This window comes from Erythrobacter sp. Alg231-14 (assembly GCF_900149685.1).
Lineage (GTDB): Bacteria > Pseudomonadota > Alphaproteobacteria > Sphingomonadales > Sphingomonadaceae > Erythrobacter.
This window is the reverse complement of the sequence record NZ_LT702999.1, coordinates 91,289-112,281: the sequence shown is the minus strand read 5'-3', so window position 1 is coordinate 112,281 and position 20,993 is coordinate 91,289. Positions and strand designations below refer to the sequence as shown.

19 protein-coding genes are annotated in these 20,993 nt (G+C 57.4%); 11 read left to right on the top strand and 8 right to left on the bottom strand.

From position 1 onward, the window contains the following. Positions 1-281: 281 nt before the first annotated feature. From BQ8290_RS00545 to BQ8290_RS00530, 4 genes are all read left to right on the top strand, one after another. Complete coding sequence (locus BQ8290_RS00545) at positions 282-1,889, top strand: phosphoenolpyruvate carboxykinase (RefSeq protein WP_108786711.1); 1,608 nt, start codon at positions 282-284, stop codon at positions 1,887-1,889. A 35-nt stretch (positions 1,890-1,924) separates the two neighbouring features. Beyond that, positions 1,925-2,287, top strand: a complete 363-nt coding sequence (locus tag BQ8290_RS00540) for a hypothetical protein (protein WP_108786709.1) — start codon at positions 1,925-1,927, stop codon at positions 2,285-2,287. 47 nt (positions 2,288-2,334) lie between these two features. Beyond that, positions 2,335-2,886 (top strand): DUF937 domain-containing protein, encoded by a 552-nt coding sequence (locus BQ8290_RS00535; protein ID WP_108786707.1) that lies wholly within the window; start codon positions 2,335-2,337, stop codon positions 2,884-2,886. A gap of 151 nt (positions 2,887-3,037) precedes the next feature. Continuing rightward, positions 3,038-4,717 (top strand): DUF1570 domain-containing protein, encoded by a 1,680-nt coding sequence (locus tag BQ8290_RS00530; RefSeq protein ID WP_108786705.1) that lies wholly within the window; start codon positions 3,038-3,040, stop codon positions 4,715-4,717. Positions 4,718-4,786: 69 nt separating this feature from the next. Here BQ8290_RS00530 and BQ8290_RS00525 read toward each other — a convergent pair whose 3' ends face one another. From BQ8290_RS00525 to BQ8290_RS00505, 5 genes are all read right to left on the bottom strand, one after another. Further along, positions 4,787-6,343, bottom strand: a complete 1,557-nt coding sequence (locus tag BQ8290_RS00525) for a hypothetical protein (RefSeq protein WP_108786703.1) — start codon at positions 6,341-6,343, stop codon at positions 4,787-4,789. Positions 6,344-6,451: 108 nt separating this feature from the next. Beyond that, positions 6,452-8,086 (bottom strand): FAD-dependent oxidoreductase, encoded by a 1,635-nt coding sequence (locus BQ8290_RS00520; protein ID WP_108786701.1) that lies wholly within the window; start codon positions 8,084-8,086, stop codon positions 6,452-6,454. A gap of 87 nt (positions 8,087-8,173) precedes the next feature. Further along, on the bottom strand, positions 8,174-9,064 hold the full coding sequence (locus BQ8290_RS00515) for a hypothetical protein (RefSeq protein ID WP_108786699.1): 891 nt from the start codon (positions 9,062-9,064) through the stop codon (positions 8,174-8,176). An 18-nt stretch (positions 9,065-9,082) separates the two neighbouring features. Further along, entirely contained in the window at positions 9,083-10,936 is a 1,854-nt protein-coding gene (locus tag BQ8290_RS00510) for a DUF885 domain-containing protein (protein WP_337660871.1), read from the bottom strand. Between the two features lie 62 nt (positions 10,937-10,998). Next, positions 10,999-11,361 (bottom strand): DUF3597 family protein, encoded by a 363-nt coding sequence (locus tag BQ8290_RS00505; protein ID WP_108786695.1) that lies wholly within the window; start codon positions 11,359-11,361, stop codon positions 10,999-11,001. Positions 11,362-11,494: 133 nt separating this feature from the next. On the opposite strand from BQ8290_RS00505, the gene BQ8290_RS00500 reads away from it, so the two are divergent. Next, entirely contained in the window at positions 11,495-11,707 is a 213-nt protein-coding gene (locus BQ8290_RS00500) for a hypothetical protein (RefSeq protein WP_337660870.1), read from the top strand. Positions 11,708-11,739: 32 nt separating this feature from the next. Here the strand turns inward: BQ8290_RS00500 and BQ8290_RS00495 are convergent, their stop codons facing one another. Further along, positions 11,740-12,432 (bottom strand): TonB family protein, encoded by a 693-nt coding sequence (locus BQ8290_RS00495; protein WP_108786693.1) that lies wholly within the window; start codon positions 12,430-12,432, stop codon positions 11,740-11,742. A gap of 327 nt (positions 12,433-12,759) precedes the next feature. Next, positions 12,760-13,416 (bottom strand): alpha/beta fold hydrolase, encoded by a 657-nt coding sequence (locus BQ8290_RS00485; protein WP_108791663.1) that lies wholly within the window; start codon positions 13,414-13,416, stop codon positions 12,760-12,762. A 94-nt stretch (positions 13,417-13,510) separates the two neighbouring features. On the opposite strand from BQ8290_RS00485, the gene BQ8290_RS00480 reads away from it, so the two are divergent. The 5 genes from BQ8290_RS00480 to BQ8290_RS00460 all read left to right on the top strand — a co-directional run bounded on the left by BQ8290_RS00480 (position 13,511) and on the right by BQ8290_RS00460 (position 17,308). Continuing rightward, a complete protein-coding gene (locus tag BQ8290_RS00480; RefSeq protein WP_337660869.1) occupies positions 13,511-14,587 on the top strand; it encodes a cysteine desulfurase family protein in 1,077 nt (358 codons plus the stop codon). After that, complete coding sequence (locus tag BQ8290_RS00475) at positions 14,584-15,666, top strand: aminotransferase class V-fold PLP-dependent enzyme (protein WP_108786687.1); 1,083 nt, start codon at positions 14,584-14,586, stop codon at positions 15,664-15,666. The genes BQ8290_RS00480 and BQ8290_RS00475 overlap by 4 nt, the downstream gene beginning before the upstream one ends. After that, positions 15,657-15,992, top strand: coding sequence for a 2Fe-2S iron-sulfur cluster-binding protein (locus tag BQ8290_RS00470; RefSeq protein ID WP_108786685.1), 336 nt, complete (start codon positions 15,657-15,659; stop codon positions 15,990-15,992). The genes BQ8290_RS00475 and BQ8290_RS00470 overlap by 10 nt, the downstream gene beginning before the upstream one ends. A gap of 12 nt (positions 15,993-16,004) precedes the next feature. Beyond that, positions 16,005-16,457 carry a hypothetical protein gene (locus tag BQ8290_RS00465; RefSeq protein WP_108786683.1) on the top strand — a complete coding sequence of 151 codons (453 nt, stop codon included), beginning with the start codon at positions 16,005-16,007 and terminating at the stop codon, positions 16,455-16,457. Positions 16,458-16,522: 65 nt separating this feature from the next. After that, a complete protein-coding gene (locus BQ8290_RS00460; RefSeq protein ID WP_108786681.1) occupies positions 16,523-17,308 on the top strand; it encodes an ion transporter in 786 nt (261 codons plus the stop codon). Positions 17,309-17,447: 139 nt separating this feature from the next. On the opposite strand, the gene BQ8290_RS00455 is transcribed toward BQ8290_RS00460, so the two are convergent. Beyond that, on the bottom strand, positions 17,448-18,350 hold the full coding sequence (locus tag BQ8290_RS00455; protein WP_108786679.1) for a DUF4349 domain-containing protein: 903 nt from the start codon (positions 18,348-18,350) through the stop codon (positions 17,448-17,450). Between the two features lie 346 nt (positions 18,351-18,696). Here BQ8290_RS00455 and parC point away from each other — a divergent pair, with 346 nt between their 5' ends. Next, positions 18,697-20,991, top strand: a complete 2,295-nt coding sequence (gene parC / locus BQ8290_RS00450; RefSeq protein WP_108786677.1) for a DNA topoisomerase IV subunit A — start codon at positions 18,697-18,699, stop codon at positions 20,989-20,991. The last annotated feature ends 2 nt before the right edge of the window (positions 20,992-20,993 follow it).

The following is a 20,993-nucleotide window of genomic DNA, read 5'->3' as shown; positions in this document are numbered from 1 at the left end:
GCTCCGCACCGCGACCCGTTCTGCGCCCGGTGTGGATTGCGAAAATATTGTGCATTGCAGCGAAAAATCGGCGGTTTGACTCAGGGACGATCGCGCATCTATGCCCACCGCCGGATTGGGACCCGTGCTCGTTTTCGAATCGCTACCCTGACCTTTTGAGCGCCTTTACCGTTTCACGGTTTCGGCGCGCATCGGCAGTTTGGCGAACGTCACATGGCATTTGCGCCCATTATCGAAGACAGAAATTTTTGCACAATCCGATCTATATAGGAGACGCTACGTTGATCCCCCTCGCTCAATCGCTCGCCGACCAAGGTATTCATACAAAAGCCGAAATTCACTCTAACCTTGGTACATCCGCCTTGGTCGAATCATCGATCGCGGCCAAAGAAGGCGCTCTGTCCAAACACGGCGCGCTGGTTGTCCAAACCGGTGCGAAAACCGGACGCAGCGCCAAGGACAAATTCATTGTCCGCGATGCGACGACAGAGGACACCGTATGGTGGGGCAAGGTCAACGCGTCGATGACGCCGGATCATTTTGCCGCGTTGAAAGAAGATTTCATGGCGGCGGTCGCGGAAAAAGAGACGTTGTATGTCGCCGATCTGTTCGGCGGTTCACAACCAGAGCATCGCGTGAATGTGCGCGTGATCAACGAATTGGCGTGGCACAATCTGTTTATTCGCACATTGTTGGTGCGGCCAACCGCCGAAGAATTGGCGGACATCACACCCGAATACACCATCATCGATTTGCCGAGCTTTAAAGCCGATCCGGCGCGTCACGGAACCAATTCGGAAACCGTGATCGCGGTTAACCTGACCGAGAAGCTGATCTTGATCGGCGGCACGAAATATGCCGGCGAAATGAAGAAAAGTGTCTTTGGCATTTTGAATTATCTGCTGCCGACCAAAGGCGTGATGCCGATGCACTGTTCATCAAACATCAGCGCGGATGGCAAAACAGCCGTGTTCTTTGGCCTTTCCGGCACCGGTAAGACGACGCTTTCTGCGGATGCATCGCGCACGTTGATCGGCGATGACGAGCACGGTTGGTCCGACACCGCGGTCTTCAACTTCGAAGGCGGCTGCTACGCCAAGATGATCCGCCTTTCGGAAGAAGCAGAGCCCGAAATTTACGCCACCACGCGCCGGTTCGGAACCGTGTTGGAAAACGTGGTGATGGATCCGGAAACACGCGAGCTTGATTTCGACGACAACTCGCTCGCTGAAAACACCCGCGGTGCCTATCCCATCGACTACATCCCGAACACGAGCGAAGACAATCTGGGCCCAGTACCCAGCAATGTCGTGATGTTGACGGCGGATGCGTTTGGCGTGCTGCCTCCCATTGCGAAATTGACGCCGGAACAAGCAATGTACCACTTCTTGTCCGGATACACGGCCAAAGTTGCAGGGACCGAAATCGGCGTAACCGAGCCAGAGGCAACGTTTTCGACCTGTTTCGGTGCGCCGTTCATGCCGCGCCACCCCAGCGTCTATGGCAACCTATTGAAAGAACGCATCGCCAAAGGCGAAGTGCAATGTTGGTTGCTCAACACCGGTTGGACCGGCGGCAAATACGGCACCGGAAATCGGATGCCGATCAAGGCAACCCGTGCATTGTTGAACGCCGCGCTTGATGGCGATCTCGACAGTGTAGAATATCGCGAAGACGCCAATTTCGGTTTTGATGTGCCGGTGCATGTCCCCGTTTTGGCAGAGGCTGGCATCGATCAAACGATCCTTGATCCGCGCAGCACCTGGTCGGATACAACAGATTACGACGCGACGGCGAGTAAGCTGGTAAAGCTGTTCATCGACAATTTTGCCGAGTTCGAAGCGCATGTAGACGAAGGCGTGCGCAACGCCGCCCCCGCGGCGGCGTAAACCGGCTAACACCGAAACAGGAAGGTATTTCGACTATGAGTATTCTTGACGGCATTATGCAGCAAGTTGCAGGCTCTCCCGACACTGTTGCCGCCTTGGCGGAAAAAGTGGGCATCGATCCCGCCATGGCAGAAAAAGCCGTGGCCGCATTGGGCGCTTCGCATGCGCAAGACGGCGATACGGTCGAATTGGCAGCGGAGAAAACCGGTCTTGATGCCGGTGCGTTGAGCGGCATTATGGAGCAACTGGGCGGCGAAGGTGCATTGGGCAGCATCGCCGAAAGCATGCAGGGCGATTCGAAACTTTCCGGCGTTTTGAGCATGTTGGACCGCGATGGCGATGGAAGCCCGTTGGATGACATTGCCGGTCTTGCATCGGGATTGTTCGGCCGCAAATAGACGCAACTCCACCACTTTTCATCTCACCAAATACAAAGGATACGATCATGAGCCTAGCCGCAATGCTTCAGCAAACCGGGGCGATCACATCCATGGCGCGCGAATTGGGTGTCGATGAGAACACCGCAAAAACCGCCGCGGGCGCATTGTTGCCTGCGATTGTCGCGGGAATGGGCCGCAGCGCCACTGGTGGCACCAGCACGCCCGATCCGATGGGTGGATTGGGCAGCCTAGCGGGAGCGATCCTGGGCGGTGGCGGTTCGTCAGGCGGCGGCCTTGGCGGAGCGTTGGCCGGTGGATTGGGTGGCGGATTGTTGGATGCGGTTTTGGGCACGTCGCCAACGCCCACTGCACCAGGCAACGATATCCTTGGCAACATTTTCGGCAGCAAAGATGTGAGCCGGTCGGTCGCTGGCGAAGTCGCGTCGTTGACGGGCATCGACGAGGGTTTGCTTAAAAAAATGCTCCCGATCCTCGCCATGGCTATTGCCGGCTATATGGCAAAAGAGGCCACTGGCGGGTCCGGTGCACAATCGAGCGGCAACAACCCATTGGGCGGCATTTTGGGGTCCATCGTTGGCGGAATGATGTCGCGTTAATGTGACCGGGGATCGGCATGTTGCCCGATCCATTCCCCACAAGCGGTCGCGCCACATTGCGCGATTGCCAAGGGTGGCCAAAACCTTGAAAAGTGGCATAATGTTTCCCGCAACCATGCAGTGACCTGCGTGGAAAAGGGGACTGTTACCTATGGGTCATCGAATTCGCGCGTTAATCGCGATCGTCACGGCTGCGTTCATGACGATCGCGCTGGCCACGCCTGCACAGGCGAAATGGCACAAGGCAGAGAGCGACCGTTTCGTCATTTATTCTGACAGCCGAGCGGACGATTTGCGCGAATTTGGCGAGATGTTGGAACGATACCATATCGCCATGGAGTTGGAGAGCGGCCGCCAAGTGCCGGTGCCCAGCCCATCCAACAGGCTAACGGTTTTTATGGTCGGCAGCCGCGATGATTTGCGCGATGTCTATGGCGCGGGAAGTCGATCTGCTGTTGCGGGCTTCTATATTCCGCGCGCAAACGGTTCGGTCACCTTTGTCCCGAATATCCGCATTCGTTCCGGCGGTGGAGGGCGCGTTCGAACCGGCACCCGATATTCACGCAGCAGCGGCACAGGCGCCCTCGACCGCGCCTTGTCCACATTGCTCCATGAATACACGCACCATTTCCTCATCGCGTCGGCCCGGCACGCCATGCCGCGTTGGTTAAGCGAAGGGGCGGCGGAGTATTTTTCATCGGCGCGTTTCAACGAAGATGGCTCGGTTGATATCGGCCTACCCAACAATGATCGCGCCTACGAAATCAGCCAGGCGGCGCCGGTGTCGCTGCGCCAATTGCTCGACTACGAATTGTACCGCAGCAATCGCAGCGGCGCCTATGACGCCTATTACGGTCGTTCGTGGTTGTTGTACCACTACTTGCGGTTCAACCCCAGCCGTTCGGGCCAATTGGTCCAGTATTGGCAGGCGGTCGCCTCCGGCGCGGACAGCCTAGAGGCGGCGGAACAAATTTTTGGAAATCTCGACCGGCTTGAACGCGAATTGCGCGATTATGGGCGTCAAACATCGATGTCGGGAATGCGATTTGGATCGGGCGATATTTCGATCGGCACGGTGAGCGTGTCCGCGTTGAGCGATGGTCACGCGGCGATGATGAACGTCATCATCCGGTCTAAACGCGGCGTGGACGATGAACGCGCGGATGAAATCGTCGCCAATGCGCGGTCAATCGCGCAACGTTTTCCCGATGATGCGAATGTCTTGGCTGCGTTGGCAGAGGCGGAGTACGACGCGGGCAACGATGACGCAGCGATTGCCGCCGGTACGCGGGCGATTGCCGCCGATCCAACCGTTCTCAACGCCTATGTCCAAAAGGGGTACGCCCTGTTTCGTCAGGCCGCCGATGCGGATGATAAGGATGCGGCCTATGCAGCTGCGATGGAGCCATTTCAGGCGTTGAACGCTTTGGAAGCGGATCACACACAACCGTTGATCTATTTCTATCGCAGTTTTGCAAGGCGCGGTGTGGCACCGCCCGATGGTGCTAAATTCGCCTTGGAACGTGCGACCCAATTGGCGCCGTTTGATCAATCGTTGGCGATGGAAGTGGCGGCGATGAAGGCGGCGGATGGGGAAACGGTGGTTGCCCGCTATTTGCTCGCACCGATTGCGGCCGACCCACACGGCGGACGCCAATCCAGAAGGGCGCGCGCCATGATCAATTTCCTTAGCCGTGTTCCCGATGGACAGCGCGTTAACTTTCGCGACCTGATGGACGCTTCGAACGCGGGCGATGCTTCAGACGAAGATGACGCCGAAGACGGTGGTGAAGGCGGCACGGGCGAAGCCGCCGCTCTGATCCCTTTGTAACGCGGCACTGCCGTTCATCACCGTTTGACCTTTTGCAACGCATCGCTCGTCCTGCGATGCGCCGGGGGTCTATTCGGTAACGAAATAGGCCGAAATGGCCGATTGGACCGGGATCGCTTGACCGTCGTGCTTGTCGGATAAGAACGCCAAGAGTTCGCCGATCTGTGCGGCCTTTTCGCCGCCATGCGGATTGCTGGCCAGCGGCTGGAGGGCCGCGCGCGCTTCGGAAATGCGGCCATCGTTCATGTGCATCATCCCGGCGATCAACCACAATTCCTGATCAAATGGGGCCAATTGCGCCGCGCGTACCAATGCGGCTTTGGCATCGTCGCTGGGAACGGCATCCTGCTCCGCGAACGATCGGTACATGTAAACCAGCGGAACGGTGTGTTCAGGCTCCATGGCGTTGAGGGCGAGCAATGGCACCATCGCTTCTCGATAGGCGGCACCGCGTTCTTCCGGGTCGGTGATGGCGCGGGCCAAACGAAAACCGGCGCGTCCTTGCACCACATAGGCGCGCGTTGCGGCGGGATCGACGGCAATCGCGCGCCTCGCCGCGGCGATAGCGGCGGCGTCATGACCGGCCCCGTATTCGGCATGGGCAAGCACGGTGAGAACCTTGGGGTCATCGGGGAATGAACGAGCAATGTCGCGCGCTTGTTCGGCCAATTTTTCAACATCTTCGGCAACCACGCCGCGATCCGATCCCATCTGAATGTGCATCGTGGCGGCCTCCCCATCCGAAAGCGGACGAATTGAGACCGCGCCGGCCGTTATGTCTTCTGGAGCGACGCGATAAGGTTCCTGTCGCAGATCGCGATAATGGAGGTACAATTGCCGTTCGATCACACCAAGATCACCGAACACCTTTTTTGCTGCATCGAGCGACGGCGTGCCGCTCAAAACTTCGAGCCAATATTCTCGCAATTGGCCGCTGCGCTCCTCTTTCATTGAGAAGTAATGGTAAAGGAGCCAGCTCCGGCCATAAAACGCGCTCTGCCAAGTGGTGTTTCGCGTCCTCAGTCTTTCCCAATCCAATGTGAGCAGTTGGGATACGCTCATCATTTCATCGGGTTTGACGAAAATATCGAGGTCGCGTCCCTGTGCACGCGTCCCCAAATACACCGAACCATCTTCCCCGAAATATACGTTCGAGAAGAATTCTGCGGCGCCTTCGTTCATCCATAATGGCATGGCGAAACGTTCGGTCGAGCTCAGGAAATGGTGCGCGTATTCGTGTAGGAGAACGACAGTTGAAAGGGTCGGCAAGCCCTGTTTGTTCTCAACATCTTGGACGAACGCAAAGCTGCCATCCCAACGGGGGAGATAAAACCCGGCCACGCTTCGCGAGCCGGCCAATCGGCGCAATTGATCCGCCGATCCGATGGAATAGACGGTGACTCGATTGGACGGGCTGGGCTTTGCGACGGTTCTGCCGGTGAAGTTTTCCATCGCGCTGTGATAGCGTTCTAGGTTTTCCGCATAGAGGCGGACTTCGTCTTCTTCGGCGTTGGCGTAAATGACGAAGTAATCGCTTTGCGCCTCGTACCATTTGGCGCTTGCTGGTTGCGCCAAAACCAACCCACCCGCGATAAATGCGAGAAGAGTGAGAACCCTATGAACCATCAATTGCGTCCCTCTCATCAATGCCTGCGACTGCACGATGCGGCGGGAAGTATATGAAATTTTTGGTGTTTGACTAGCCTGTCAAATGTGGGGGACGGATAAAGGCGATCAAGTGTGATCCGCCAATTCATCCAGATATGTCCAAATACGGCTTACTACGACCGATCCTTCTCCCACGGCGCTGGCCACGCGTTTTACTGAGCCGGATCGCACATCACCCACCGCGAAAATGCCGTCCGTTCCCGTTTCAAACGGGCTTTCCCGGCCCACCGATGCGCCGGTTAGGACAAAGCCTTTATCGTCAACCTCGACCAATCCCGACAACCATTCGGTGTTGGGGGCTGCGCCGATCATGATGAACAATGCACGGGTGTCGATCCGACTTTCGCCATCGGGCTTTGTGAATGTGACCGCGTTCAACCAATCTTCGCCGTGCAATTGGGTAACCGTGGTGTTGTAATGGATCGTGACCCTTGGGTCGGCTTCCAATCGGCGGGAAAGGTAGCTCGACATGGATGCCGCCAAACTGTCTGAGCGGACGACCAAATGCACATGCGCTGCGCTGCGCGATAGGTACATCGCGGCCTGACCGGCGGAATTGCCGCCGCCGATGACGACCGCCTCGGTCTGTGAACAAAAACGGGCTTCCATTTCTGTGGCGGAATAGAAGATACCAGCGCCTTCGAGCTCGCGCAGTTTTTCAAGCGGCAATCGCCGGTATTGCACCCCCGTGCTGACCAAAACGGCCTTTGCGCAGATTTCGTCCGTTCCCGCCTGACCGCCATCTAACAATGCGCAGTAGGTGCCGTCGTCGCGCCGAGTTAGCTTTTCCACCCGCCTGGGCATTGCGAATGTTGTGCCGAATTTCATCGCTTGGATTTGGCCGCGATAGGTTAAGTCGGTGCCGCTGATCCCGGTTGGGAAACCCATGTAGTTTTCAATGCGGCTGGATGTGCCCGCTTGACCGCCAATGGCCATGTCTTCGACGACGATCGCGTCCAAACCTTCGCTGCCTGCATAGACCGCCGCCGCGACGCCCGCCGGACCGCCGCCGACAATCAAGACATCAAAATCGCGGCGCGCGCAAATGTCGAGATCAAGGTTGAGGAATTGCGCCACTTTGCGCGGGGTCGGATCCTCCAATTTCGTATCGGTGCCAAGGATGACGCTGGGTTCGTGCCCAGCCATATCGCACAATGTGTTTGTCTCTTCATCGCGCGCATCCATGTCGTAGCTTTGAAAGGGAATGCGGTTGCGCGACAGAAACCGTTCGACGGCCTGAACCTGAGGATCGCGATCCGCACCTATGACTTTGACCGATCCGTTGCTGAGTTCAAATTGTTTGGCGCGCCGTGCCGCGAACACTGTGATGATATGGTCCGACAATTCCGGAATGCGGTTCATCAATTCCAACACGCCTTCGCGCGGAGCCTCGATCACTTTGGTGTCCACCGCCGCCCGAATTTTGAGGTAATTGGTGGCGCGATTGAGAAAGCCGATCTCCCCCAAAAACTGCGTCGGGCCAAGGCCGGATTCCAGCAAGCGTTCGCCGTCATACGGGTTCACGACCTCCAATTCACCGTCGATGACATAGACGAACGTGTCCATCACTTTGCCGATTTCTGCGACGATGTGACCGGCCGGATACGTGCACTCTGTGCCAATCTGCGCGATGGCATCGACATGGGCCTGTGCCAAAGGCACGCGCTTCATTGTTTCGAGGTCGGGGCCGATTTGTTCCACGCAACGTCTCCTGAATAACGGGGCAAAGCCTTAGATAGGGAGCGCGCCGAGCAATTCCATGCTGCTCATACGGATCATATCCGGCGCCTATCGGGGCCGCGTATCAGGAGTGCGCCAATCCGATCGACTTTCCCGAATTTCGGCAACGCGCTCCTGCATTTCATCGCTCAAACACAGCTCGGGAAGATCGGCGCTGTCCTCTTCGGCCATTTCGTAACACCGATATTCTGCCATTCTAGGAGGGATCATCGAAAGAGGTTCGGATGATGTATCACCGGCTTCGATCAATAGGTGCAACGGCTCGATCTGACTGAGCAGAAACAGCCTCGCCTCCGCGTCACGGACATCATTGTAATTGTCGCCGTCAGGCTCTGGCACGGTGACGTCCAATGATGCAGTGGGGATCGTGTTCAATGAGGACGCCGCATCCGTAAATTGGCCTGTTTCACGCAGCGCGTTGGCCACACGAAACCTCAAAAACAATGTGTCGAGATCGTCGGGAACAACGGGAACATTGCCCGCGCGCTGCGCAAATTCGGTTTGATAGCGGGTCTTGATCTCTGGCGCCTCATCGACCTGCCATGCAGCCCGCATCATGAGGAAGACCGGAGCCAGCGATGCGGTGCTTTGCATACGCTCCTCAAGCCATGATGCTCGGTAATAGGTGGTCTCTCCTCGCATCGCTTGATACGCATCGGACAAAACCAGTCGTGTCAGTTCGGCGATCTCGTCCTCTTCAAAATTGCGATACATGACCAGAGCGTTTTCCGGACATTCCGCAAGGGGCATCGGGAAATACCAACTGCCATAGGGACGCCCATCGGGTCGCGATCCAAACGTCGAATAGCTCCCTGTTTCTACGTGACGGAAGGTCTCACCGCCGACCGGGCAAGTCTTCTCAACCTCTATCGGCATACCGGCGTGGGCGGCGGCGGGGATCATCACCAAACAAGCGGCAGCGGCGCGAAGTATCTTCATGGATTAAGCTCCGATTGATTATGCTCCCGCGATGTAACGATCGACCGTTTTTCCAACCACATCCAACGGTGCGTTCCCGCCCAGAATGACGGCGGTGTTGAACGCCTTGAAATCGTAGGCTGACCCCATTTCCGCTTCGGCCCGCGCGCGTTGCCGGACGATTTCGGAATGGCCGATTTTGTAAGAGCACGCCTGACCGGGCCAACTGCAATACCGGTCCACCTCGCCCGCGACTTCTTCGGGTTTTGACCCGTTGCGTTCGACAAAAAAGGCGTTGGCTTGTGCTCGGGTCCAGCGTTTGGAGTGCAGCCCGGTGTCGACAACCAACCTGCATGCACGGAAGGCAAGGCTTTGCAGGTAGCCGAGCCGACCGACTGCAAAATCATCGTAGGCGCCCAATTCATCGGCAAGCTGTTCCCCGTACAACGCCCAACCTTCGCTGAAAGCGCCGAACGCCAGAATGGAACGGATCAATGGCAGGCGGTTGGAATACTCGCCCTCCCAAACATGGCCCGGGATGCTTTCATGGAATGTGAGATCCGGCAGGTCATATTTGCGATGCAGGTCGGTGGACCGCAGGTTTATCCAGAACCGGCCGGGTATGCTTCCATCCTTGCTGCCCGCGCCACCATAGGCGCCGGGCGCGCCAGCCTCTTCGTTGATCGGGATACGGCGGACTTCCATATTGGGATTGACCAATTGGTTGAACGCACGCGGCATTTGCGCTTTGATCCATTCGATCCGCTCATCAATAAACGCAAAGATTTCTTCGCGGCCCGGATCGCCCTCGGCAAATTTGTAACGTGGGTCGTTGCCCAAGGCCTGCATTCGTTCGCCAACGGTGCCTTGGGTGTAGCCGATATCGCGCAGGATTGGATCCATCCGGCCATGCAATGTGGCCAATTCATCCAACCCTTGTTCGTGGATTTCATCCGGGCTGAGTGATGTCGTGGTTGATGCGCTGGTGGACCATGAATACCACGCTTCCCCTTCGGGCTGCGCCCAAATACCGGCGTTTGACGTGGCGACGGCCCGTTGCGCTTGCAATTCTTCCAATTGTCGTTGGAGAGCCGGGATCAAACGCGTGTTCACAAGGCCCAATGCCTGACGCGATGCGGTCGTGGCCGGGGCCAAATCTGAGGCCAATAGCGGTCCCACATAGGCGCCGCCATTGTTCGCGGCGTCCGCGATGTTGGCCTCCATTTGAGCGATGGTTTTGTCCAATAGGAAATCGGGCGGTACCACGCCCATTCCGCGCGCTTCGGCAATGCGATCGGTTTCCCCGTCCAAAACGTCGCTCACCTCGTTCAATCGACCAAGGTAATATTCGACATCTTGCGCATCTCGCAGCGGCTGTGTCGCGCCGAAATGACGCGGGAAATCGATGTAACCGCCGACATTTTGAATCACGAGATAAGGGGCGTTGCGCCAGCTGCCCACGGCGACATCGCCATAGGGTAAAGCCATCCCTTCGAGTGCTTTGGAATAGGCGCTTTCCACGACTTCGAACCCGGTCAATTGATCCGGCGTCAAACCCTCTTTGGGATAAGACCGCGCATCGTCCAACAATTGCGTCAGAGTGGCGCGATATTCTTCACGCCCGCCTTGGCCGGCGGCGCCGAATGTCCCGCGCCAATCGGCATAGGCACCGGTGTCCACACCAAGTCCCGTCGCGCGCCCCGGTTCATGCGCGAGCATTTTGTAGGCAATGTCATCCAGCTTGGCATCGGGGCCCATCATGCCGGTTGCCGATGCGCCGGGCTGGCCCGGTTGGCCATCGGCCCCGCGCACATTCATGCATCCCGGCATAAGCGCCAAAGCAGACGCGCCGCCAAGCCCGGATAGGGCCTGACGGCGCGTAAGGTTTTTCATTGTGAAGCTGGTTTTTGTCTCTCTCATTCCGTGAGTGTTAACCCACAGATGAGAGCTGTCAATCAGTCCTTCAGATCGGCGGGAACGATGCCGCCGGCGGCTGCGATTTTGTTCATCACCGCCTTGTGAAGCGCGATGTTGTCTTCCGCTGTTCCGGAGTAATCCGCATTGCCGAGTTCCTGAGCCAATTCCTTGCGGTTGGCGTAGCTGGGATCGATCTGAACCAGTTTCATCAGGTCGACAATCGATGTCTTCCAGTTGAGTTTGTCAGAACCAGGGATGCTGCCGATGCGTTGTTCAACATCAACACCGCTGATTGCATCGCGCTTTGGCGCTGCTGCTGGTGCTGCTGCAGCTTCTGGTGCCGCTGCTTCTTCTTCGTCCGAACCAAAGATTGCGTTCGAGATTGAGCTAAAAATTCCCACGATATTCTCCCATAATAGACCCTAGATATTGTGCACCGACGCTAGACGCAAAGCTGGCAATGTTCCAGTGCCATGATACAGGTTTTGACATGTCGGAATTTGGCCCAGAATTTGGCGGGAGCGGAATAGGCCGGTGATAGATTTAGTGCTTTCAATTGTGGTGCTCGCGGCGATCCTTTTGGTCGCAGGCGCGTATTTCCTTTGGCGCCGCACGGGTGAGGCGAAACAGCCGATGTTGATGGTGTTGTTGGCGGCCATCGCGATCGGCAATGTCTTAATCTGGACGGTGCCGACCGCGGATGGGTCATCGCCCCTTGATCAAGCAGAAGCGGCCGAGGCGCGCTAACACCCCGGCCGCCTGATGGAATTTGAAGCGGTTTATTCTGGGATTTGCCAGTTTACCGAGCTGGCAAAGGTGCCTGCGACCGGTTCGCCGGCGCTGTCTAAGGCCGGATTGAACCGCGCCCGACGTTGCAGCAGACGGCACGTCGCCCGATCCAACACATCATGGCCGGTTGAGTTTGTGATCGAACAATTGGTCACACGGCCACGTGCATCAATCGAAAGGCTGAATGCCGCGACACCCGAATAGTCGCGATTGATCCAACTGGTGCGGTAATCGTCATTGGTGATCCAACCGCTGGCATTGCCGCGCGGAGACGCGGCGATGGGGTCAATGGCTGGGGGTCCCGCCGGAATGACGGTGCCAAAATCCACCGGTTCTGAACCGATGCCAAAATCGTCACCAAGTGTCGGGAGGGTGCTGATCGGGGTGCTGGCGCTTTCTGAGAATTCAAAACCCGTGTCCGGGCGTGGGGGTGGGGGCAGTATCCTGGGGTCTGGCTGTGTGGTTTGGGTGGTTGGTTCGACCTCCGGTACAACTTCGGGCTCGACGATGGGATCAATATCAATGGCGGTGTATTGGTAGCCTTCGAGGTCGTCGTCGATAGGCGGGGTGACCACTTTGATCGCCAGTCCCAAAACCAGCAGCACTCCAAACGCGCCAGGAACGCCAAGCGCCCCAAGAACGGCGACCGGATTGGTCCGGTTTGTTGTGTTAACATAGCTCATTGTTACATCTCCTCTCACCGATGATGTGTTGCTATGTTACAACATCACTTTTGATAGGCAAGGACTATCGAGTTGCGGTTTGGGACCGGTATCGTTGTGCAACGGGTTGAATTCTTGAAATATTGTTGTTTCTTGGGGTCGGTTTTCGCGCCCGGCTCGGGGTGCGATTTCATCGCTCACACGCCCTTTGGGTGCGCCAAAGCGCGCGCCGGAGCGTTACGGCCGCGCGCAGGCGTTTATGCGGTTATCCAATCAGGCAGAATGGCCGCCGTGCCGCATCCAGCGCCCGAGGGCGCGCAACAATAGGGGAATTAGGTGATCCTCAGATCACTTAATCGGGCAATCCGGTGACAGACGGAAATCCAAATAATTGTCGACCGACGCCATCATTTCTTCGGTTTCGTTTTCGAAGAAGTGGTTGGCGCGCGGGATTTCATCATGATGGATCGTGATGTGTTTTTGCGTGCGCAATTTGTCGACCAGCTTTTGAACAGCGCTTGGCTGAACCACGGTGTCCGCTGCGCCTTGCACAAAGATGCCGCTGGCGGGGCAGGGTGCGAGGAAGCTGAAGTCGTACATGTTGGCGGGCGGCGCGATGGAGATAAAGCCGCGCACTTCGGGGCGGCGCATCAACAATTGCATGCCGATCAACGCGCCAAAGGAATAGCCCGCAACCCAAGTAGTTTGCGCCTCTGGGTGGATGCTTTGCACCCAATCAAGCGCGCTGGCCGCATCCGACAATTCGCCAATGCCGCTGTCAAAGCTGCCTTGGCTGCGTCCGACGCCGCGAAAGTTGAAACGCAAAACGGCAAAACCGCGATCCGCGAATGTTTTGTACATCCGTTGAACGATGCGATCGTTCATGGTTCCGCCGCCTTCGGGATGCGGGTGTAGGATCATCGCAACCGGTGCGCGCGGACGCGGTGGAGGGGAGAAACGACCTTCGAGGCGGCCTTCTGGACCGGGGAAGATGACTGATGGCATCGGCAAAACCTTGCGAAAATTGGATAGGCGAGATGCGCGCTGGCACCTGAGAGAGCGCGCTCTATATAGGTATCCATGCAATTTACGCAATTTTTTGTCGGATAGACCACAAGTGGGACGGATTTACCTCGATCACGCGGCGACTTCTCCGCTGCGTCCAGAAGCGCGCGCGGCGATGGAGCAAGGCTTTGCTCTATGGGCAAACCCGTCCAGCCCGCATGCCGAAGGGCGCAAGGCGAAGCAGGCACTTGAGGATGCGCGCGACCGGATCAAGCGGGCGCTGGATTGGGACGGCGAGCTGATTTTTACCAGCGGCGCGAGCGAAGCGCTGGCGATTGCTCTGCGATACGCGAAGGTTGAGCGCAAAGTAGCAAGCGCGGTCGAACATGATGCGGTCTATGCGGACGGGGCCGAAACGTTCGACTATATCATGCCGCTTGGCGAGCGCGGCGTCGTTGGACGCGGCGAAATTTATGAGGCTGCGGGCGCAGTAGGGACCGGTCCCAATGACGATCTCCCGTCCACTTTGATTTTTATGCAGCACGTCAATTCGGAAACGGGCGCGGTTTTCGACCTTGATGGATTTCGGCGCATCGCCAACAATTTCGAGAAAACTCAGATCCTATCCGATTGTTCGCAAAGCGCGGGGAAGATCGCGTTGCCAAACGCCCATATGGCGGTGGTATCGGCGCACAAATTGGGCGGGCCGATTGGTGTTGGCGCGTTGTTGGTGCGCGATTATGCGGCGCTCAATCCGATGGGTGGGCATGAACGCGGATATCGCCGGGGGACGGAAAATGTGCCCGGTGCGATGGGGTTTGCCGCCGCGCTGGAAGCGGGCGAATGGCACACGACTTCTGAGCAGCGGGAGCAGTTCTTTGCCGAATTTGGCGACGCGCGGCTGAACTTTCGGGATCAGAGCGATTATATTGCTGCCTTGTCACACCCCAGCATCAGCGCGCAGGCGCTCCTCATCCGCCTAGACGCAATGGGGTTTGCGGTGTCGGCGGGCAGCGCATGTTCCTCCGGCACGCTTAAGAAAAGCCGCGTTCTCGATGCCTTCGGCGTGTCCGATGACGTGGCCGCGCGCACGATCCGGGTTAGCCTCGGCTGGAGCACCACGCAGGACGAGTTGGAGCAATTCGCCGGGGCGTGGAGGTCGCTCACGTGATCTACCTCGATTACCAAGCGACCACGCCGCTCGCACCCGAAGCGCGCGATGCGATGTTGCGGCATTTGGATGGGCCGGATGGCACCGGTTTTGGCAATCCGCACAGCCCGCACAAATTCGGGCGTCAGGCGGCGGCCGCCATTGAACTGGCGCGCGAGCGGGTGGCGGCGTTGTTCCCATCTGGCGGGCAAGTGATCTTCACCGGCGGCGCGACCGAAGCGCTCAATCTGGCAATCCGCGGCAGCGGGGGATCGGGCGCCGTCGCGTTCAGCGCCATCGAACACTCCGCCGTCGGCGATACAGCCCGCGATGGGAGTGGGCATCATGTTCTTGCCGTGGACGAGTATGGCGTTTGCGATCCTTCACAAGACCTTCCCAAAGACACCCGCATGATCGCGGTTATGCAGGTGAACAATGAGATCGGCGTGGTCCAACCCAGCGCGGATTGGCACCGCCGCGCGAAAGAGGCGGGCGCTCTATTCTGTGTTGATGCGGTGCAGGCTTATGGCAAAGTCGCGGTTGCAGAGGCCGATTTGATCGCGGTCAGCGCGCACAAACTCCACGGGCCCAAAGGCGTTGGCGCATTGTGGGTGCGCGACGGGATTGATCTCAAACAGCAGCAAACCGGCGGCGGGCAAGAGGCGGGCCTGCGATCGGGCACTTTGTCGCCTGCATTGATCGCCGGCTTCGGCGCGGCGGCACACATTGCCGCAGATCGCATGGAGCAGGATGCAGAACACGCCGCGCAATTGTGGCACCGCATGCGCACCTTGTTTGAAAGGTGGGAATTGAACGGCAGCGCGGACGCGCGTTGGCACGGCAATCTCAACATTCGCAAAGAGGGCCTCGACGTATCGCGCCTTATGTCGGAGTGTCGCACAATAATGTTTTCCGCCGGCAGCGCGTGCGCCAGCGGATCGGGACGGCCCAGCCATGTGTTGAAAGCCATCGGTCTTACCGATGCTCAGGCGAAATCCTCTATCCGGTTGGGATGGGGACGGTATACGACCATGGACGACATCGAAAAAGCCGCCGGCATCATCGTCGCCGCGGCTAAGGAGCAGGATCAGTGGGGCTAAACGTCACCTTTATCGAACAAGGCGGCAAACGCGTGACCGCCAGCGCCGACGCAGGGGACAATCTGCTTCGGGTTGGACAGGCGGCTGGCCTCCCGCTTGAGGGCACATGCGAGGGCCAAATGGCGTGTTCGACATGCCATGTGATCGTCGCGGCGGAATGGTTCGACCGACTGACAGAGGCGAGTGAGGAAGAAGAAGACATGCTGGACTTCGCGGCCGATGCGCGCCGCACCAGTCGCCTATCGTGTCAGATTGATCTGACCGATGACATGGACGGCTTGACCGTCAGCATCCCTTCGCAAAGCAGCGATGCGAGACGGATGTAAGCGGGGGCAGATATGAATATGCTAAGATGCAAAGCGCTTTGCGCGGTTCTTGTCGGTGCCTTGCCAATGGCTCTTGCTGCACCGGTGCACGCTGAGACATTTGTGGCCGTTGCGCAGCTCCACGATTTTGATGCCGGGCCTCAAATTATCAGGGATTTCTTTCAAGCCGAATTCAACGGCGAAAGCCGCACGCCTTATCAATCGGGGCGATGCGTGGGCGGCAATGCCTTGTATCAAAGCCGCGATGGGGTGAAGGATGACAAACCCATTCAGGTTCAAGAGATCATGCTTCTCGGTGAGAGGGAGCAGGTTTCAATGCGGCCTGTCTATCTTGTTCGTGGCATTCGAACGGTATGGGCGCGCGATCGGCATATTGAACTTTCCTGCGCTTGGATGGTGAACTTCAACGGCAACAGCATTCACATGGTTCGCGAAGCGGGCGAGCTGCGCTATCTGTTCAATTAGGGCCGCCTTTGAATCACAACTGACCAACGGCCAAAACGCATAAATCAGGGCGGAATCGTACCACTGTGACCTTACAAAACCGGGCCAAGGCCCTTGTCGAATCCAGCGGGTTCGAACGTTTCATTATTTCCGTGATTGTAATCAACGCGATCGGGTTGGGGGTGGAAACATCCCCGGGCGCGATGGCGGTTGTTGGCGGAGTTGTTTCCTGGCTGGATACGGTCGCGCTGACGATTTTTGTCATCGAGCTGGCCATCAAATTGTTCGCCTATCGATTGGCGTTCTTCAAAAGCGGATGGAACATTTTTGATCTGATCATCGTGGGATCAGCCTTTGCCCCGTCGGGCGCGCAATTCTCCGTCTTGCGGGCTTTGCGCATTTTGCGCGCCTTGCGATTGGTGTCCGTGGTGCCCAGCATGCGCAAAGTGATCGTGGGATTGTTCAGCGCCATACCCAGCATCGCAACCGTGATCATCATGCTGCTTTTGCTGTTTTATATCAGCGCGGTGATGGCAACGCGCTTGTTCGGCGAAGCGTTTCCCGAATGGTTCGGCAATCTGGGGGCGTCGCTTTATTCCTTGTTCCAGATTATGACTTTGGAAAGCTGGTCAATGGGCATTGTCCGCCCAGTGATGGAGGAATTCCCCTTTGCGTGGGCGTTTTTCGTGCCGTTCATCCTGCTGACCAGCTTTATCGTGCTCAACCTGTTCATTGGTGTGATCGTCAACGCCATGGCCGAAGCGACAGAGGATGACGCGCACAGCGAACGCGAAATGATCATCGAACAGCTAAAGGGCCTGCGCGAAGAGGTTGCGGCGTTAAGGAATGATCGTGGAGGGGATGCCCGGTAAGACGGCCCAGTTCCACCTGTCGCTAGAATTCGGTCAGGCCTGTTTCGATCCTATGCGATCATCATGGGGCCAATGCGAAACCGCCGCGCTCAATCGTGAACACGGCGGTGTCTTGAATTGTTGTAGTGCGGTCGGGCGATTAGGCCGCTGATTCAATCGACGTTTCAGGCGCTTTGCCGGCCGCCAATCGGCGTTGCACAGCGATTACGCCCCAAACAACCAATCCGATAGGGAAGACGATTGAGCTGAATAGGATGATGAAAGCCGCAATGTAACCAAGGATCGATCCGATCTGTCCCAATGCCCCTTGAACCGGCGTCAGGAAATCGTTGGTGATGGGCATCCCCGTTTCATACCGTACTGTGATCCGACTGAATGCGACGCGCCCTTCCATTGCGGTGAGCCAGCTGCGCGCTTGGTCAATCTCTTCATTGACGCGGGCGACGCTGCGTTCGGCTTCGACCAATTCTTCGACCGTACCGTTACGCGTGGCCAACACCTCCATCAATCGATCCCGCAATTGCGTGCGTGCCCGAAGACGAGCCTCGGTGTCGACGATCTGTTTGGACAATTCCTCGGATGCGATCTCGGCTGAGATTGGCTCGGCGCCGGAATCTTGCGCTTCGTCCTCCAACAAAGCGCCAAAGGCACGAGCTTGTCGACTGGCGATGGCCATTTCCAAAACGCCGCGCACATCATCGGCCTCTTCTCCGGATTTGCTCATGCCCAAAATCTGGCAAGCGGCCGTGCCTTGTTGTTCGCACAATGTGGCGTGGCGGCGTTGCAAGGGTCCGATTTTGTCGGCCGGCATGCGCCAGCGATAGTCATAAGTGTAGGCGAGTTGAGGCATGGTCACGCCAATTGCGGCCAGTTCCGGGATCGCAGATCCGTCCACGTCGTCCTGACCAGATTCGAGGGCAACGCCTGCGTCATATGCTTCGTTCGAAAAATCAGCGGTTTGATTGGGTGCTTCGCTGCACGCGGCAAGGGAAATTGTGGCGGCTGCAACGGCGGCGGTGCCCAAAATGGTCCGATATTTCATCAACTCTCTCCTGAATTGCGGGGTGGAATAAGGCAGGATTTAGGGATTCGCCTTATTCTCGCCATATTTGTGCCACATTTTGACCACAATTCAACCCTGCGATTTCAACCCCTTCCTCAGCGTGACTTTTTCCCGCTGTGCACGCGCCCATCTGCCTGTCCGAATGTCGGAAGGGTGGCTTGTCGGGTTTTTCAGGCTTTTGGCGTTCAACTGCTCTCAAGAGCGGACGGACATCGTCCATTTTCGCCTCTGGATTTCACTCAAACATCGCCCATCAATTGCAACCGCTTCCATTCCTGTGGAAACGCCTCTCCCCGCGCTGCGCGACGCTTGCTAGACCGGCGCCATGTCCGATCCGACCACCACAGATGATTCTAATGAATTCGACGCCATCGTCGACGCACCGTTCGACGCCGCTTTGTCAGAACGGTACCTCGTCTATGCGCTCTCCACGATCACCGCGCGTTCGCTCCCGGACTTGCGCGATGGGTTGAAACCGGTCCACCGCCGGTTGTTGTGGACGATGCGGCAATTGAAGTTGGATCCATCCAACACGTTCAAGAAATCCGCGCGCGTCGTTGGCGAGGTTATCGGTAAATATCACCCGCATGGCGACACGGCCGCTTATGACGCGATGGTCCGCCTGGCTCAGGATTTCTCGCTGAGATATCCTTTGGTCGAAGGGCAGGGCAATTTCGGCAATGTCGATGGCGATAACGCTGCGGCCTATCGTTACACCGAAGCGCGCCTGACCAAGACTGCGATGCAGTTGATGGAAGGGTTGGACGCGGGCACCGTTGATTTCATCCCGACATACAATGGCGAGGAGGAAGAGCCGGAATTGATGCCGGGCCTGTTCCCCAATCTGTTGGCCAACGGGGCCAGCGGGATTGCGGTGGGCATGGCGACCAACATTCCATCACACAACGTCGCCGAAGTGATCGATGCAACGTTGGAATTGATCGACAATCCCAGCGTTGAACACGAACGCTTGATGGAATTGATGAAAGGCCCCGATTTCGCCACCGGCGGCCAAGTCATCGACAGCGCGGAGGTAATCTCTCAAGCGTATCGCACCGGTCGCGGCAGTTTCCGCCTGCGCGGTGTGTTCCACGCACCCGAAGCGGACAAGGCCGAAGATGTCGCCGCAGGGATCGAACGGTTGGGCGGCGGCCAATGGCAATTGGTCATCACGGAAATCCCGTATCAGGTGCAAAAGGGCAAGTTGATCGAACAAATCGCGCAAGCGATTGCCGATAAGAAACTGCCCATCCTTGAAGATGTGCGCGACGAAAGCGACGAAAGCATCCGCATCGTGCTGGTCCCGCGCAGCCGCAATGTTGACCCGGAATTGCTGAAAGAGAGCATCTTTAAGCTAACCGATATGGAAACGCGGTTCGGCCTGAACATGAACGTGCTCGACGCAACGCGAACGCCGTTGGTCATGGGGCTGAAAGAGCTTCTGGAAAACTGGACACGGGCTCAGATCGAAATCCTGCAACGGCGCACACAGCACCGGCTGGATCAAATTGAGCGGCGATTGGAATTGGTCGAAGGCTATATTGTCGCCTTCCTCAATCTTGATCGGGTGATTGAGATCATCCGCTACGAAGACGATCCTAAAGCCGTGATGATGGCAGAGTTCAATCTCACCGATCGTCAGACAGAGGCCATCCTCAACATGCGCCTGCGTTCTTTGCGCAAGCTGGAAGAGATGGAGCTCCGCACCGAAAAAGACACATTGTTGGCGGAACAGGATGACCTGCAGAAATTGCTGGAAAGCCCGGCGCGCCAACGCACTCGGTTGAAAAAAGATCTGCGCACGCTGCGCAAGGATTACGCGGAAGACACGAAATTGGGCGCGCGGCGCACGCGCATCGAAGAAGCCGCCCCGATCGTCGAATTTTCGATGGACGCGATGATCGAGAAAGAGCCTGTCACCGTGATCCTATCTCAGAAAGGATGGATCCGCGCGGCAAAGGGCCACGTCGATTTGACGCAGGAGTTTAAGTATAAAGAGGGTGATGCACTCGCCTTTATCCTGCACGCGCAAACCACCGATAAGGTGTTGATCGCGGGTTCGGACGGCCGATTCTTTACGTTGGGTTGTGACAAATTGCCGGGCGCGCGCGGTTTTGGTGAGCCGGTGCGTACGATGATCGACCTTGAGAGTGAGGCATCGGTCGTCAAAATGTTAGTCCATAAGGATGGCGGCCGCTTGTTGCTCGCATCCACCAACGGCAAAGGCTTTATCGCCGAGACCAAAGAGCTTTTGGCGGAGACGAAAAAGGGAAAGCAGGTCGTGAACCTGAAAGGGACAGCCGGATTGCAAGTGATCCGTGAAATTCCCGAAGGGCACGATCACATTGCGGCGGTGGGCGACAACCGCAAATTGATCGTCTTCAACCTAGAAGAAATGCCGATCATGGCGCGCGGTCAAGGTGTGATGCTGCAACGGTATCGCGACGGCGGATTGTCGGATGCAACCACATTCATCTTGGCCGAAGGGTTGAGTTGGAAAATGGGCGGGTCGGGCGAACGCACGCGGACCGAAAACGATATTTGGCAATGGAAAGTCGCGCGCGGCGCGGCCGGGCGCATGCCGCCGCAAGGCTTCCCCAAAGACAACACATTTGGATAGAA

Bases quoted from the DNA above. Each gene is read 5' to 3' on its own strand.
- BQ8290_RS00540 (WP_108786709.1), top strand. From the start codon at position 1,925: ATGAGTATTCTTGACGGCATTATGCAGCAAGTTGCAGGCTCTCCCGAC.
- BQ8290_RS00535 (WP_108786707.1), top strand. From the start codon at position 2,335: ATGAGCCTAGCCGCAATGCTTCAGCAAACCGGGGCGATCACATCCATG.
- BQ8290_RS00530 (WP_108786705.1), top strand. From the start codon at position 3,038: ATGGGTCATCGAATTCGCGCGTTAATCGCGATCGTCACGGCTGCGTTC.
- BQ8290_RS00525 (WP_108786703.1), bottom strand. From the start codon at position 6,343: ATGGTTCATAGGGTTCTCACTCTTCTCGCATTTATCGCGGGTGGGTTG.
- BQ8290_RS00515 (WP_108786699.1), bottom strand. From the start codon at position 9,064: ATGAAGATACTTCGCGCCGCTGCCGCTTGTTTGGTGATGATCCCCGCC.
- BQ8290_RS00510 (WP_337660871.1), bottom strand. From the start codon at position 10,936: ATGAAAAACCTTACGCGCCGTCAGGCCCTATCCGGGCTTGGCGGCGCG.
- BQ8290_RS00495 (WP_108786693.1), bottom strand. From the start codon at position 12,432: ATGAGCTATGTTAACACAACAAACCGGACCAATCCGGTCGCCGTTCTT.
- BQ8290_RS00485 (WP_108791663.1), bottom strand. From the start codon at position 13,416: ATGCCATCAGTCATCTTCCCCGGTCCAGAAGGCCGCCTCGAAGGTCGT.
- BQ8290_RS00465 (WP_108786683.1), top strand. From the start codon at position 16,005: ATGAATATGCTAAGATGCAAAGCGCTTTGCGCGGTTCTTGTCGGTGCC.
- BQ8290_RS00455 (WP_108786679.1), bottom strand. From the start codon at position 18,350: ATGAAATATCGGACCATTTTGGGCACCGCCGCCGTTGCAGCCGCCACA.
- parC (WP_108786677.1), top strand. From the start codon at position 18,697: ATGTCCGATCCGACCACCACAGATGATTCTAATGAATTCGACGCCATC.